This is a genomic window from Nioella sp. (assembly GCF_965215655.1).
GTDB lineage: Bacteria > Pseudomonadota > Alphaproteobacteria > Rhodobacterales > Rhodobacteraceae > Nioella.
The window spans coordinates 2,103,536-2,118,292 of record NZ_OZ244111.1 but is presented as its reverse complement, the minus strand read 5'-3'; the positions used below and the strand labels follow the sequence as shown (position 1 = coordinate 2,118,292).

Genomic DNA, 14,757 nt, shown 5'->3' with positions numbered 1-14,757 from the left:
TCATGAACATTCTGCACAGCCAAGCCGACTGGATCGCCCGCGCCCGCGAGGTGCTGCCTGCCGCGGGCTTCGGCAATTTCGACGCCTCCATCGTGATTGCTCGGGGGCAGGGCAGCCATGTCTGGGACGAGGATGGCAATGCGTACATCGACTACCTGATCGGGTCCGGCCCGATGCTTCTGGGCCATGGGGACCCGGAAGTGATGGAGGCCGTTCTGGAACAGTTGCCGAAGGGCATGACCTTCTTTGCCAATAACGCCAGGGGCATCGAACTTGCCGAGGCCATTGTCGATGCCGTTCCCTGCTGCGAACAGGTGCGCTTCGTCACCTCGGGTGGCGAGGCGGATATGTACGCCATCCGCTTGGCCCGCGCTTACACCGGCAAGCCGAAGATCCTGAAATTCGAGGGCGGCTATCACGGCATGTCCGCAGAGGCACAGATGAGCCTTGCCCCCGCCCGCGAGGTCAATTTCCCCACGGCCGTGCCCGACAGCGCCGGCATCCCCGACAGCGTGGCCGAGGAGATGCTGATCGCGCCCTTCAACGATCTCGCGGCGGTGGCGTCGCTTCTGGATGAACATGACGACATTGCCGCGATCATCGCAGAGCCCCTGCAGCGCATCATTCCGGCGCAGCCCGGCTTTCTGCAGGGTCTGCGCGATCTGTGTGACGCGCATGGGGTGTTACTGATCTTCGACGAGATCGTCACCGGCTTCCGCCTCGCCTATGGCGGCGCGCAGGAACGCTATGGCGTGACACCGGATATCTGCACCCTGGGCAAGATCATCGGCGGGGGCTTCCCGCTGGCCGCACTCGGGGCACGGGCCGGGATCATGGCGCATTTCGACAAGTCGGCTGTGGGGTCCGAGAAATGGCTGATGCAGTTGGGCACGCTGTCGGGCAATCCGGTTGCGGCGGCAGCGGGCCTCAAGACGATGGAGATCCTGCGCCGTCCGGGCCAGTATGACCGGCTGCGCGATCTTGGTCAGCGCTTGATGGACATGCAGTCCGCGGCGCTGTCCGATCACGGTATCGCGCACCGCCTTTGCGGAGACGCGACCCTGTTCGACGTATATTTCACCGACGCCGACCCGGTTGATTATCGCAGCGCGAAGCACCGGGACCCGATGCTGAATGAAGTCTGGAACCGCAGCTTGCGCAGTCAGGGGATCTTCAAATCCCCCGGAAAGCTCTACCCGTCGCTGACCCTGGGATCGGAAGATCTGGAAGCGACCCGCAGTGCCTTCCGGAACGCGGCCAAGGCTGTGGCGGATCATCTTGGGATGTAAAGAACGGAATATAAGATTATGAAAAAAATAGAATTTATCCATTCGCGATCCATCCCGACTCAGCCTTTCGCGCCCAACAGGATAGATCGCGCGCGCTGGTCCAGTTTCGCCGAGTTGATGTCGTAGCGTCCAACCTGACGCATGGCATCGCGAAGAGAGGTGAGGTTTTCGAGATAGCGCCAGACGACGGGGAACATGAACGGGGCCCGCTGGCGGCTGGTGCTGCCGAAAGTGGGGCCGCGCAGATATTGGAGCTGGCCCCGCCCGACGGGGGGCGCTTTGAATTCATTCTCGGGCAACAGGAATTCCGCTGGCCTGACCCACGAGGCGACGCCGGTGATCTGCCGCAACAGCGTTGCTCCGGCGCTGCGCCCCGGTGGGTTGCCGATCTACCGTTACTTCAGAACGGCCTGATCCCGGCAGGGGAACAGGGGGAGGACCGAAGGCGAGACCGTCATGCTCAGCGACATTCTGCGTCGCATCGGGCTGGCGCTTCTGATCACCGTATTGGCGGTAACGACCCTGTTCGTCATCATCCATGCCATTCCGGGCGATCCGGTTTCGATATTCAGGGCCTGTCGGTCAGCTATGGGACGCGACTGGCTGAAAGGCGCGATTGCTCTGGGGTCGCGCAAACTGCTGACCGATGGCTCTTTCCTGATGCGCACCGCCTTTCTGACCGCGCCTTGTTCCGGCTCGGACGCTCTGGGACTGGCCTATATGGCGCGCGACACCCTGTTTTCAGAGGTCCGGAAACTGCATCGCCTCGGGTTCCAGATCCATTGTCACTGTAGCGGCGACGCGGCGCCGGACAAGTTCCTCGATGCCGTGGCTGGCGCGCTGACGCACCACCTGCGAGACGAGCATCGGCACACGATCATTCATGGGCAGGTCATGCGCCGCGACCAGGTACGGCGCTGCGTCGTTCCGGGAGTGACCATCAGCGTCTTTCCGGCCCATATCTGGAATTGGGGCGGTCTGCACCATGACGAGACCATCGGTCCAGACCGCGCAAGATAGCTCGCCCATGGGATGGGCCGAGGCTGAAGGACAGCGCTTCACCATCCGTAGCGACGCTTCGGTCACGCCGACGCGGCCCTTGCAGCTGATCCAGACAACCGTCACACGCCGCACCCAAAGCGGGCGCATAGGATCGACGCCGCGTGGCAGGTCTTCCGCGAGGCGGAACGCGAGTCGCTGGACCCCGGCAAGCTTGCGGATCTGGCGATCCTCGACGACAATCCGCTGACGCGGCCTGAAACCATCGGCATGATAAAGGTCTGCGAAACCTGGCGGCATGGTCGGCGGGTCTACGCGCGAAACACAAAAAGGGTTGGTGAACAGGCATGAGCTACGCAATCTATGTCGGCAGGAACCACAGCCGCACCGGTCATGCCTGGCTGGCGGGATATGGCGATGAGCCGTCTTCGCACTGGCTGGAAATCCTGCCCGCTGCCGACCACCCGGAGGGGGCGGTGATCGAAGGGGGCGTCGGTTCCGAGGCGGATATGCCCGGACAGCGGATCACCGTGCCGCAGGTCGCGCATACTCTGCGCCATATGCGGGTCAGCTATTCCTATTACCTTGGCGTTCCCGCGCCGATCACCAATGGCGGCGTGAACGAGGCCGGTGTCGCCGTGCGCGATGTCTGGTCGACCTCTCGGCCCGAGTTGCGAGAGATGACGCCGAAGGATCAGCGGGGGCTCAACTACAGCGATCTGGCCCGCGCGGTGTTGGAACGGGCCACGAGCGCAAGGGGCGCGGTAGAGCTGTGCGCCAGACTGATCGCGGACCATGGCGAGGCGAGCTATGGCGGCAACTCCCACCTCTTTGCCGATGCAGACGAAGCCTGGGTGATGATCCAGTTCGCGGGCGGGCAGGGGCTTTGGGTGGCTGAACGGCTTGGCCCCGACAGCATCCGCGCCTCGCGCCCCGGCTATGTGCAGGAGGTGCCGGTGCATGACCCGGATCACGCGGATTTCCTGTGGTCCCCGAATTTCGTCAGCTTCGCGCAGGATCAGGGCTGGTACGGGTCAGGGCCCTTCGATGCCAATGCCATCTACGGTGACGGCAAGGGCCGTTGGGACGGTATCCGGTGGATCGAAGCCGAGATGCAGGCGCGCGCCGCGCGGCCGGAAAAAATCGGGCTGGAAGACATGATCTGGGCGGTGCGCACCGAGAAACTGACCGGAGATACGGCGGGTTACGGTCAGGTGGTCCCACTGGTCCGCAGCCCTGATCCGGCCCTTCAGATGATGTGGCATGCGGCCTGCGGCGCACTGGCCGCGCCCTTTTCGCCGGTGTTTCTGGGGCAAGACTCGGTGTCGCCGGAATATGGGATGCACCGCTACCTGACCACTGGCGAATCCCATCGGTTTCAGGACAGGCGCAAGGCGGTCAGCGGCGGCAGCGATACGGTGTCACTCGTGCCGCAGGTCAATGAAACCACGGTTGGGGCGTTTCAGGAATGCAAACGCCTGATGTACCTGATGCAATTGCTGGGGGAGCAGACCCTTGCCCCGGTGCACGGGGCGTTTTCCGCACGCGAAGCGCGGCTGTCGGATCTGACCGATGCACATCTTCGCGTGGCGGAAGTGGCCATTCGCTCGGGACACAAGGCCGAAGCGGTCGCGGTTCTATCGGCGTTCTCGAAGGCCGAGCTGACCTCCGCGCTCGGCCTTGTGCGCGACCTCGCGAGCGGGTTGTCCGCACAGGCATCCGCGATCGCGGACCCGGACCCGTCGGACCTGCCGAAAGGGTTTCGGCAGCTTTGGTAGGCTTGTTTCGGCCCCTGATGATTGCGCCCTAAAGCTGACAGAGTTCAGAACCGCCACCACCGCCCAGAAAGCTGCGAAGACGACGCCCACATGTCGCCCGGACCCAGACGAGCGCCCTGCGCTCCGGTGGGTGCCTCTGGCCACGTGCCCGCCGCGCCGGGGCCAGAGTCGGCCCCGGTCACAGCGAACACAGAGGCCGCTAGGTGCCGATCTGGTTGACCGCCACCGCGACAGAGCTGCCATAGCCGACCTCGATCAGAAGCACCTCGACCAGGATCGGGATACCGTAGAGCGGCTCTTGCATATCGGGCGTGGCAAGGAAGCGGCAAAGCTGGCCCGGGACGATGTTGAACAGCGACCGCATCAGGTTTTCGGGGTTCCTGTCCGCGGAATCCGTCGCAACGTAGTTCCAGATGACCATTGTCGCGTTTACGGCCCCCCAGACAGAAACCGTGACCTCTGCCGTGTAGATCTTGGCTTTTCCGGCGCTGGCGGGCATGGCGTAGGCAATCAACAGACCGCGGGTTGGTCCGAAGACGAGTTGAGAGAACCAGATATTGGCGGAAAACCCCTTGGTGCCTGCCCCACAGGTTGGGGGCCCCATGTTCACATTGAGCAGCCAGGGCGTGGTTGCCGCCGTGGTGATGTAGCGCAAGACGATGCTGGCATAGCTGAGCTGCTTGATGGGCGCGTTGAGCGCGCTGGCCGTGGCGGTGATCGGGTCGACAATCATGCGCCCGAACATGCCCGCAGAATAGATGCTGAGCGAGATCCCCCTGATCCAGACCTCGGCCGATGCGTCGATCCTGACCTCGGCGGATGGTGTCCCGATGCCGGACTGGGCCTTGAGCCAGTCGACCGTGTAATAGGCCCTGTAATCGTCCAGCGCGGCCTGATCCGGGAACGGGGCCTTGCCGGTCGCCAGCTTGTAAATCAGCGTCGTCGGCACCGCGATGATGTAGGCCGGGATGTCGATCAACCGAATACCCAGCTTCTTGCCGGTGAAGAACTTGTAAAGCTGCGAGAAGATGGGGATTTCCCACTCATTGAACAGGAAGTCGCGGAAGGACTGGATGACCTCGGCGATCAGGTCCATCAGCGTCGCAATGACCCCTCGGGCGAAGTCAAGCGCGAAGAGGGCCACACTCTCCATCACCTTCACCACACCCGAGAGCAGCAGGTTCATCGCGTTGGCCGGGTCGTCTCCGATTGCGGTAAAGTAGTTCACCGCCTCGTCGAAGGCTTCCTTGCCATCTCCGAACTGGAAGTTGTCCGCAAGATTCGACAGCATCTCGATCAGGTTGTCGAGCGAGCTGGACAATGCCGTGGACGAGGCCATGCTGACAACACTCTGGCCTTGCTCCTGCGCGTTTTCATAGTTTTCGGTATAGGTGTTGATGAAGGGGTTATGCTCCATCTGGTGGCTGTCTTCGTCGCTCAGTTCATTCTCGTCCGCCGCCGTTCGATAGCTGGGATCTCCCTTCTCATTGAGGTCGTCGATGAAACTGTCGATCGTGTCTTTCAGGCTGTCCTTCATCGTGTCGATGCCCGCCAGAATGGTCTGTTTGACGGACTCAACCCCGTCGACGGTAAAGGCCAGCGTCACGTCGATGGAATGGCGAATGGCCTCTGCGGTGCGCACGATATCGGGCAGATCGAACAGGAAGGCGAGCCATTGGTAAAGCTCATCGAGTTTGACCTTCAGCCAGTTCCAGATGCCCTGCACGAAATCGAACGCCTGTTGGGCGAACTCGATCACCGCTTCGAACACCTTCTCGCCGATGTGGAACAGGACCCGTCCGATGCCGTCGACCACCTCCACGACGATCTTCTTGATGCCGTCGACGATCCATTCCGCCCCTTCCTTGATGCCGTTCCAGAAGGTGCCCCAGGCAGATTTGAGCCACCCGTCACCGAGCCCGGCGGCAGCCATGTCAGCCCGCCGGCCGGACTTCCATTCGGCAAGGCTGTCGGCTGTCATGACCTCGTAGGTCGGGAATCCGCTTGTGAAGTCGATAGCCCATGTCTGCCCCTCCATCGCGGCAAGGTTCAGCGCCGGACGGAAGCCCCGGCCCGCTGCCCGGAGGGATGCAAAGTGGTAATTGACCTTGCCGCTGCCATTTTCATCCGCATCGGCAATGCTCATCGAGGCCTGGGTTATGGCCTGAAGATTGGCGGCATATTCATCCGTGCGGTATTCCGCGGGCAACAGGAAGTTGCCCTCCGCATCCTTCGCATCCTTGATTTCGTCGACGGTCAGCCCGGTCAGTTTTTCCTGAAGTTGAAGATTTGGCTGCACCACGATCGGAGAGCCCGGCGTTGTCTGCGGGGTCTCGATATAAAGCGTTGCCGCCGCAAGCGCGTTGGCCTGCTGCTGAATGATCACCTTGCCATCGGGACCGGCCTTTATGCTGACCCAATCCGCCTGGCTGGCCCGGTAGGACAGACCGTTCACGAACAGCGTCACAAGCGAAGAGGCCTTGATCCCGATCTGTGCGTTTGGCAGGGGCAGGCCCGATCCGTCCAGCACGGTCAATTCCAGCGAATGGGTCGGAACCTGGGTCATGTCATCATCGGTGCGTTCCAGCTCGATATGCTGCTGGAACCATTGGTGCGTCGTGGGTGACTGCCAGAACCGCGTGACATTGCCAGCGGCCGATACCGTGAAGGCCTCGCTATAGCGGTTGCTGTCGCGGCCAACGGCGAAGATCGAGGCGGAATCCGCCGGATTGGACGGGATCTCGTTTCCAAGCGCCAGGATCGGTTGCCATTCAGGTGTGGCGCTGCGGCCCTCACCCGGCAATTGGCCGGTCCAGTACAGGCGGCCATCATCACCGATCCCGAACACCTGAAGCAGGTTGTCATATTGCTGTGCCGCAAAGATGCTGGTCAGACGCATACCTTGACCGGGATCGACAACAATCCAATCGTCCCATTGGGTTGTCGATCCGGTTTGGTACTTCTTTTCTTTCTTGAACAGCAGCTTGCCTGTGTCTCGCTCGATGGCGAAGACGTTCAGCCGGTCGGAATTGTTCTGCCCCGACGGGTCGGTGACCACCGACATATGAGAGACCTTGTAGGTTCCGAGCGAAACAAGCTTCGCCGTCCGGTCGCTGCTTTTCGCGTAGAGCGGGTCATCATCCTCTCCGATGGCAAACAGGGCCGACTGGATAGGGTTGTTCGCGGTGCTGACGACCGATTTCGCACGGACAGGATTCCCGTTTGCATCCTCATGCGCCACCCAGACAGGCCCGGCCCAACTGTCTTCGCCCGGCAGGTAAAAGTTGTTCGCCAGAATGCCGGGACGGGTGCTGTTGTCTTCCAGGATGACATTGAAATAGATGTTGCCCGTCAAACCTCTGGCCCCGGTGAACTGCCGAATTGTTTCGGTCGCGTCGGCTGGCTTGGTTTCTCTCTGGAAATAGGTGTCGGTCTGGGATCGGAAGGTTGCAAGATGCAGCTGCCCGTTGGCGCCGAGGGTCATCAGGTTGGGCGTGTTCGATGAAACGCCGTCATTGGTATAGGCGAAGATCTGGCGCCCGGTGATGGCCAGGGTCTTCTGCTCGTATGGGGCAAGGCTGCCCTCCCCCTGGCGCAGGCGGTAGATCTGATTGTCGGTTCCGACCGTGTAGAGATCCAACGAGCCAGCGGCATTCGGAAAGGTCTTGATATCCGTACCGCCAAGCGCCGGGCGTGTCGGCTGGAACATTTCCATATACTTGGTGCTTGCGCGGGCGACCGGTGTGTCATCGGTGGCAGCGGCCTCAAGAACAGATTGCGGCATCCGGGGCATTGGCTATCTCCTTGGATTGAATGAGGGCACGCTGCAAGTGACGCGCGCGGTGCAGGGCCGGCGCTCTCCAGAACGGGCGGCCATGGCTGTTGCAATAAAGGGGTTGGTCTTCGGATTGGGCCTGCGGCGGTTGCGACCAGGATGTCCCGCCGACTGCACCGGCCCGTTCGGCCCGGGCCATGGCAAAGCCGATCTCATCGGGATGCGCGTAATAGGGTGCAAGCATCCGCAAGCTCGATGGCGAGACCTGCCACCGATGCAATGCGGATGACAGGGTTTCGGAAAGCTCCGGGTCGGGAGGCAGCCCTGCCATCGCGCGGCAGGCAAGGATATTGGCGTTGACGCAGATATCTGCCGGGTTGATCGCAAGGGACGTATCAAGCCAGGTCCGATAGACCCCGGCGCGAACCCACGGCGCATCGCTCCGTGCCCGCGCTCTGACCCGGACCCCGTCGAACAGCGAAGCGAGGACCGCAGCGGCATCCGATTGCGGTCTGGCACCGGAGCGGATCAAAGCCATCCAGGCCAGTACCGTATCGTCCGCATCGGGCGGCAAGTCTCGTCGAACCTGATAGGTTTCGGCATCCCGCGGGTAGAAACGGAACGCTCCCGCAAGATCGGGGTCGGCACAGCGCTCGATAAAGGCCACGCCTCGTTCGATGGCCCGCACAAGGCATCGGTTTGCGTCGCTTAGCTGGTACATTTCCGTCAACAGCAGGACGACGCTTGCCGTGACAAAACAGGTTTCATCCACCTGCCGCCCGTCGCGCGTGTCCACGGTCGAGGGGAAGGCCCCCGAAGGAGTCTGCATCGAAACAAGCTGGTCGATCAGCTGCGAGACCTTCATTCCCGGCCTCCCGCGTCAGCCGCCCAAAGCAGCAAAGCCTCTGGCGTGGTGGCGAGTGTCGCGCTGATTGCGGGCGGCCGCTGGCCCGCTTGTGCAGCGCCGATCAGCACATGGCGCGGCGGCTGGCCCGATGTCAGATCGCGGTAGACGGACATGTCCCATCCGCGATTGGCACCGGCAGATAGCAGCGCCGCGCGCGCTCTGTCGTCGGGGCCAAGCAAACCGACCGTTGTCGAATACCAGGTGAAGGCAGCGGCAGAGCCGTCGTCAGCCCAGGCATTGCTGAAACCCATGTCAAAGGATGGCAGCGCAAAGCGCACACTTCGTTGGGTCAGATCCTGAACAAGCGCTGGCACAACCGTGTCAGACAGCTCGATGCCGATGCGGCGGGCCAGTGCGGGGAGGTCGGCAGGATGCAGCCTGCCCGCGCTGAAATAGACTTCTGTCCCGCCGGTCAGCGGGTCCAGACCGACCATGGTCGCAACCGCCCCCCGCGACGACCTGATCTGCGGTGTTCCCGCAAGCCTCGCTTCCCACGCGGCCCATGGGGCGTGCTCGGGGATGTCGAGGTAGAGCTTTTGCGCCACGCCCCCCCGGCGCAGGCGAAGACCCAACCACGCGCCAAAGCGCGCACCATGGGTCTGCTGCCACTCGGATACCTTCGCCAATGTGGCCAGTTGCGCCGAAGACAGGGCAGGGGCCACGGCGCGCGCACAAAGGGCCAAGCGCGTTTCCGGCGACGCATCTGGACACGGATCGAGCGAAATCCTGTAGTCCGCATCGGGCCACAGAAAGGCCAGCTCGGCCGGCTGTCCCGACGGGGTAAGCCGGCTTTGCGCGTCGCCCGCCCGTGGACCCATCAGCGTTTGCGCTGCGCTGGCCAGGTGCCGGATTGCGGCGCGGTGATCGCAATCCGGTCTGCGGGCCTTTTCTGGTGCGAGAATGGACATGGCCGGAACCGCCCCTGTCAGGCCCTTCTCAGCCATCCTCTTTTTCGAGGGCCTTCAGCGCTTCGGCGTCGACGGTGTGGCGCACGAAGCCCGGTTCGTTGCTGCCTGCCGGTGGTACATCGGGCAAGGTTACGGTCAGCACACCCTCGACATGTTGATCCTTGAGCCAGCGGCGTTCGGAATCTGCGGCCATGATGTATTCGGCGGTGTAGTAGAACTCCACATTGGGCTGATCATGGGGCCGCTTGAGCGCATAGAAACGGTCGAGAGTGTCCACCGGCTGACCATCGGTCGCCTTCATCAGGGAATAGGCATAGAGGTCGGCCTGAGAGCCTTCTGCAATGGCCAGTTGTTCCGTGGTCATGCTTACCCGTGGCATCGCGAAGAAGGCGGGCGGCTTGCCGGCCAGTTTGTCCGCGCCGGTTCCTTCCAGGCGGAAGAAGGTCAGATTGACACCGGCCACTTGATCCCAGTCGATCTCGCTGGTGATGATCCGAACGCCATAGGGCTGACTGTCGGTACGGATGAGGAAGGTGCGATTGCCGCTTGGCTGCTGGTAGCTGGTGCCGAGATTAACCTCCGTGCCATCGCTGAAATAGATATTCCCGGCCAGCTTGAAATACGCTGAATTGGTATTGTCCACCGCCGCGAATGTCCAAGGATCGGCAGAGACAATCGCAGGCGACGTGCCTGGCTCCCAGTTGGGCCATGCATTTTGGAACAGCGCGCGGCCCGGGCTGTTTTCCTGATCGAAATACTGGGCAGAAATGTCGGCCAGCAGTACGCTCGGGGCGTTGCTCACGTTGAAGACGCGCAGGTTGAACTGGGTGGTGAAATTGGCCGGGTCGATTACATAGACAATATCGGCATTGCCGGAATTGGTGTTCTCAGGTGCCGAACTGATTGAGATCGGCGTGCCCGAACTGATCACCGATCCGTCATTCATCATATAGCGAAGCGCGTAATGATACGTACCGCCGATCGGCTGTTTGTAGTAGCTGTTGAATTGAACCGGATCGCCTTCGGCATCGCCATTCGCGGTCAGATCCTTTGTTTGCACAATGGCAGTCTGACCGAAGGGGGGCGTAAAGAACAGGTCAATGACGACACGATCCACATCTTTCTGATCATCGCCGAACGGCACGCCCTGACCGACAAAAGTGACCTGCCGGGTTCCAAAGTCGCTCGGGGCAATATTTACCACCGTATCTCTCGTGCTGATTTGCGCCGAGTTGTATTCCGTGCCATCGGAATAACGGATCACGAAGCTGAACTTGAAGTCCGGCACGAACTCTCCGGTTGGCGTGAATTCGCCCGGCGCTTCGTAGATCAATGTCGACTTGTCACCATCGGCGGGAATGAGTTCAAACGTATTGTCGGTCTGCCGGGTCGGGTAATCGACCGTGACAGTCACCCGTTCCGCAATCGCCAGCCCGGTTTCCGAAGACGTCAATTGGCCGACCAGCGAGAAGATGACCGACAATTTGCGATTATCGACCTTTTGCAGAACCTTGTTCTCCCACGTTTCCGAGGTGAAGACCGGCACCGCGCTGGACACGGGTGTCGACCAGTCGACGACGGTGTCCTCTGTATAGCTTTTGGTAAAAGAGGTCGTCGCCGACACCGGGTTGTTCCCCGGCGCTGTCGCCATGGTTGCGGCTGCGGCGACAGTGCTGGCGACCTGATCTTCCAGCGTGGTCCACGCCCAGTCCCGGACGCGCTGCTCCAGTTCCGGGGTTCCGCCTGCGCCGATCTCGACATGCACATCGCCGGCGCCCGACTGTTGCAGCACCTGCTTGACCTCTTCCAGAACCCGCTGTTGCCGCCCCCAGGTGTCTTTTTCCGTGCGATACCTTTCCTCGTAGGTGATAGCCGCCTGCGAATTATAGGAAACAGTCGCCTTGGCCCCGAGCAGCTTGGTCAGGACCTGCATGTCATATTCGATGCTGAACGGGGAATTGCCGCCGCCCTGAGAGAGCGCCGTCTTGAACTCGTTCAACTGCTCCGCCGTTTCCAGTTCGACCTGAAAAGACACCACGTTGGTTCCATAAAGCGATGGTTCCGCAACCAGAATCTCTGGTGCGCCGTCCCGCAGAAAGTGAAAATAGGCATTCCCGCCAACCCAAGTGAACCCGCCCCAGGTGACGGATTTTCCAAGCTCCGCCTCCAGGGCCGCCTTTGCCGCCTCTGGCTGCACAAGATCCGCCTCGAAGGTGCAGGCACCAGAAACGCCACCGCCGTTTTCGGTATACTCGATGACGGAGAAAACCGGATCTCCGCCCATGGTCCGAATTCGAGGTGATGGCACGAGATACCAAGTGTTCGGATCATCATGGTCCTGGTATGCGTATGTGACTTGCCCATCCCCATAGGCTTTGTTGCACAAATGGGGTGAGGGATTCCCTGTGTGAATCCAGCGTGGTAGCTGGCGAGCATGAGCAGTTGGTCCCTTATGACGTACAAGACCAGGAACTGGCCTTCGTACAACACGGCGCTGAAGCAGCGCGGTTCGCTATCGATCTGGTTTGATCCCGATATGACCTGGCACGCGGCACCCACCGGCAAGCGCGGGCGGCAACCCGAGTTCAGCGACGCGGCGATACAGGTTTGTCTCACGATAAAGGTGTTGTTCGGCATGCCCCTTCGCCAGACGACCGGGTTCGTCGAAAGCCTGCTGCGGTTGGCAGGCCTTGACTGGAAAGTGCCGGACTTCAGCACTCTGTCTCGCCGCCAGAAGACCCTGAGCGTCGCCATCCCTTATCGCGGAGGAACGGGTCCTTTGCACCTGCTGATCGATGCGACCGGGATCAAAGCCGAGGGCGAGGGAGAGTGGAATGCCCGCAAGCATGGCGGGTCAAAGAAGCGCCTTTGGCGCAAGCTGCATCTTGGTATGGACGAGGAAACACTGGAGATCCGCGCAGTCGGTGTCACGACAAGCAACGTCGGCGACGCCCCTATGTTACCCGACCTGCTGGCACAGATCCCGCCCGACCAAGAGATTGCCACGGTCACCGCTGACGGAGCCTATGACACGCGCAGATGTCACAATGTGATTGCCGCTCGAGGTGCCGTTGCCGTCATCCCACCACGCAAGAATGCGCAACTCTGGAAGCCAACTACGGCGGGTGCTATCGCGCGAAACGAAGCCGTGAGGGCCTGCAAATATCTCGGACGGGCACTCTGGCGAAAGCTGACAGGCTATCACCGACGAAGCCGCGCAGAGACGAAGATGCACTGCGTCAAACTCCTTGGCCAAGGCCTGATGGCCAGAGACTTCGACCGGCAGGTCGCTGAGCTCCAGATCCGGATCGCGGTGCTCAACCGCTACACCGCTCTTGGCATACCCGTCACTGAGCCCGTAGGATGAGTCCGTCCGGGGAAAGGGGAAGCCTGCCCTTCAACCGATTTGTGCAACAGAGCCATCCCCATACACAACTTCGCGCGCAGTAGTGATATCGAACATGACCGTGCCTTTCAAAATATTGAATTTGGAATCATATGGCGTTTTCCATTTGTATTACATAGTCTATTGGGATCGAAATATTGCAACAGATATGTTGCCCAACCTTTCATATAAACTTCTTGATGAAAGTGGGCTGATTTGGTAATTGGGGGAGAATCAATTAATAATAGATAGCGCCAACAGTTGCGGCCCATTTTCCCAAGTTCTTGACTGTCATTGCCGACTGTTTTGATGGTTTATTTTTAATGTGGAGGGTGATGTATGCATGAAGATATAGGGTTCATTGTGGGAAAGTTCGTCTTGAAACCGCAACTTCTTGTGTCACCAAGAATGCTTGTTTAAGCCAATTTTGTGCGAAGGCGTCCGGGTCATTCGCTGAATGCTGAACAAGTGTCGATCTTTCGAAATGAATGTCGGATAAGCATCATCCGGCAATGGAATGCGACCGAACCGAGTCCTGATCCGGAAGGCTGTCTGACCAAGCATCTGCCGATTGCCTGACTTCGGCGGAGCAGGGTGGCGCAGCGCTTGCCGTGTGCGTATTGTCCGCACAGTGAGGCCGTTCCGCGGCGGGATGGCTCCGAGGAGATCGCCGAATGCCCCTGAACGCAGCTACCAAGGCCGCGCGCCTGTCCGTTGCCCCAATGATGGATTGGACGGATCGCCATTGCCGGTATTTTCACCGGCTGATGTCGGCCCATGCGCTGCTTTATACCGAGATGGTGACAGCGCCAGCGGTGATCCATGGCGAGCGGGAGCGGCTGTTGGGCTTCAACGCCGAGGAGCATCCTGTCGCGGTGCAGCTTGGCGGCTCCGATCCCGCGCAACTGGCAGAGGCAACGCGGATCGCGGCGGGGTATGGCTATGACGAGATCAATCTCAATGTCGGCTGCCCGTCGGACAGGGTGCAATCCGGCAGCTTCGGGGCTGTGCTTATGGAACAGCCCGCATTGGTGGCCGATTGCGTGGCGGCGATGATCGCGGCCAGTGCGGTGCAGGTCACGGTGAAATGCCGCATTGGCGTGGATGAACAGGTTCCCGAAAACGTGCTGCCGGACTTCCTGCGCATCGTGTCCGAGGCCGGGGTCACCCGCTTCACCATCCACGCCCGCAAGGCCTGGCTGCAGGGGCTCAGCCCCAAGGAAAACCGCGATATCCCGCCGCTCGACTATCCGCTGGTGCACCGGATGAAGGAGGACTTCCCGCATCTGCACCTGTCGATCAATGGTGGTATCACCACGCTGGACGAGGCGGAACAGCATCTGGCCAAGGGCATGGATGGGGTCATGATCGGCCGCGCCGCCTATCACACGCCTGCCGATGTGCTGCTGGAAGCCGATCATCGGATCTTCGGCGTCAAGACCCCGCCCAAGACCGCCCATCAGGTGGCCGAGGAGATGCTGCCCTATATCGAGGCACATCTGGCGGCGGGCGGACGGCTCAACCAGATCACCCGGCACATGCTGGGATTGTTTGCAGGCCGCCCCGGCGCGCGTCACTGGAAGCGCATCCTTTCCGAGCAGGCGCATCGCGAGGGCGCGGGCCCCGAAGTGGTTCAGCGCGCGCTGGACGCCGTCAGCCAGTTCGCCGCCTGAGCCCGCTTTCCATTCCCGTTCCGCTCTGCTTAAGTCGCGCCAA

11 protein-coding genes are annotated in these 14,757 nt (G+C 61.1%); 6 read left to right on the top strand and 5 right to left on the bottom strand.

Features of this window, described 5'->3' with window-relative positions:
- Positions 1-2: 2 nt before the first annotated feature.
- Positions 3-1,289 (top strand): aspartate aminotransferase family protein, encoded by a 1,287-nt coding sequence (locus ACOOEX_RS10555; protein WP_420394800.1) that lies wholly within the window; start codon positions 3-5, stop codon positions 1,287-1,289.
- Positions 1,290-1,348: 59 nt separating this feature from the next.
- Here the strand turns inward: ACOOEX_RS10555 and ACOOEX_RS10550 are convergent, their stop codons facing one another.
- Positions 1,349-1,639 carry a hypothetical protein gene (locus tag ACOOEX_RS10550; RefSeq protein ID WP_420394799.1) on the bottom strand — a complete coding sequence of 97 codons (291 nt, stop codon included), beginning with the start codon at positions 1,637-1,639 and terminating at the stop codon, positions 1,349-1,351.
- Between the two features lie 106 nt (positions 1,640-1,745).
- Here ACOOEX_RS10550 and ACOOEX_RS10545 point away from each other — a divergent pair, with 106 nt between their 5' ends.
- The 3 genes from ACOOEX_RS10545 (at position 1,746) to ACOOEX_RS10535 (ending at position 4,066) form a co-directional block, all read left to right on the top strand.
- Positions 1,746-2,309: an amidohydrolase family protein gene (locus tag ACOOEX_RS10545; RefSeq protein ID WP_420394798.1), complete on the top strand. Its 564-nt coding sequence runs from the start codon at positions 1,746-1,748 to the stop codon at positions 2,307-2,309.
- Positions 2,310-2,441: 132 nt separating this feature from the next.
- A complete protein-coding gene (locus ACOOEX_RS10540) occupies positions 2,442-2,639 on the top strand; it encodes an amidohydrolase family protein (protein WP_420398361.1) in 198 nt (65 codons plus the stop codon).
- On the top strand, positions 2,636-4,066 hold the full coding sequence (locus tag ACOOEX_RS10535; protein WP_420394797.1) for a C69 family dipeptidase: 1,431 nt from the start codon (positions 2,636-2,638) through the stop codon (positions 4,064-4,066). Before ACOOEX_RS10540 ends, ACOOEX_RS10535 begins: the two co-directional genes overlap by 4 nt.
- A 199-nt stretch (positions 4,067-4,265) precedes the next feature.
- Here ACOOEX_RS10535 and ACOOEX_RS10530 read toward each other — a convergent pair whose 3' ends face one another.
- The 4 genes from ACOOEX_RS10530 to ACOOEX_RS10515 are packed head-to-tail and all read right to left on the bottom strand — an operon-like array spanning position 4,266 to position 11,940.
- Positions 4,266-7,859, bottom strand: coding sequence for a hypothetical protein (locus tag ACOOEX_RS10530; protein WP_420394796.1), 3,594 nt, complete (start codon positions 7,857-7,859; stop codon positions 4,266-4,268).
- The gene (locus tag ACOOEX_RS10525) at positions 7,831-8,706 is read right to left on the bottom strand and encodes a hypothetical protein (protein ID WP_420394795.1); all 876 of its coding nucleotides are present in this window, start codon (positions 8,704-8,706) and stop codon (positions 7,831-7,833) included. The genes ACOOEX_RS10530 and ACOOEX_RS10525 overlap by 29 nt, the downstream gene beginning before the upstream one ends.
- Entirely contained in the window at positions 8,703-9,692 is a 990-nt protein-coding gene (locus tag ACOOEX_RS10520; protein WP_420394794.1) for a hypothetical protein, read from the bottom strand. The genes ACOOEX_RS10525 and ACOOEX_RS10520 overlap by 4 nt, the downstream gene beginning before the upstream one ends.
- Complete coding sequence (locus ACOOEX_RS10515) at positions 9,685-11,940, bottom strand: hypothetical protein (protein WP_420394793.1); 2,256 nt, start codon at positions 11,938-11,940, stop codon at positions 9,685-9,687. The genes ACOOEX_RS10520 and ACOOEX_RS10515 overlap by 8 nt, the downstream gene beginning before the upstream one ends.
- Positions 11,941-12,090: 150 nt before the next feature.
- Here ACOOEX_RS10515 and ACOOEX_RS10510 point away from each other — a divergent pair, with 150 nt between their 5' ends.
- On the top strand, positions 12,091-13,023 hold the full coding sequence (locus ACOOEX_RS10510; protein WP_420394792.1) for an IS5 family transposase: 933 nt from the start codon (positions 12,091-12,093) through the stop codon (positions 13,021-13,023).
- A gap of 692 nt (positions 13,024-13,715) precedes the next feature.
- Complete coding sequence (gene dusA, locus ACOOEX_RS10505; RefSeq protein WP_420394791.1) at positions 13,716-14,714, top strand: tRNA dihydrouridine(20/20a) synthase DusA; 999 nt, start codon at positions 13,716-13,718, stop codon at positions 14,712-14,714.
- Positions 14,715-14,757 lie beyond the last annotated feature (43 nt).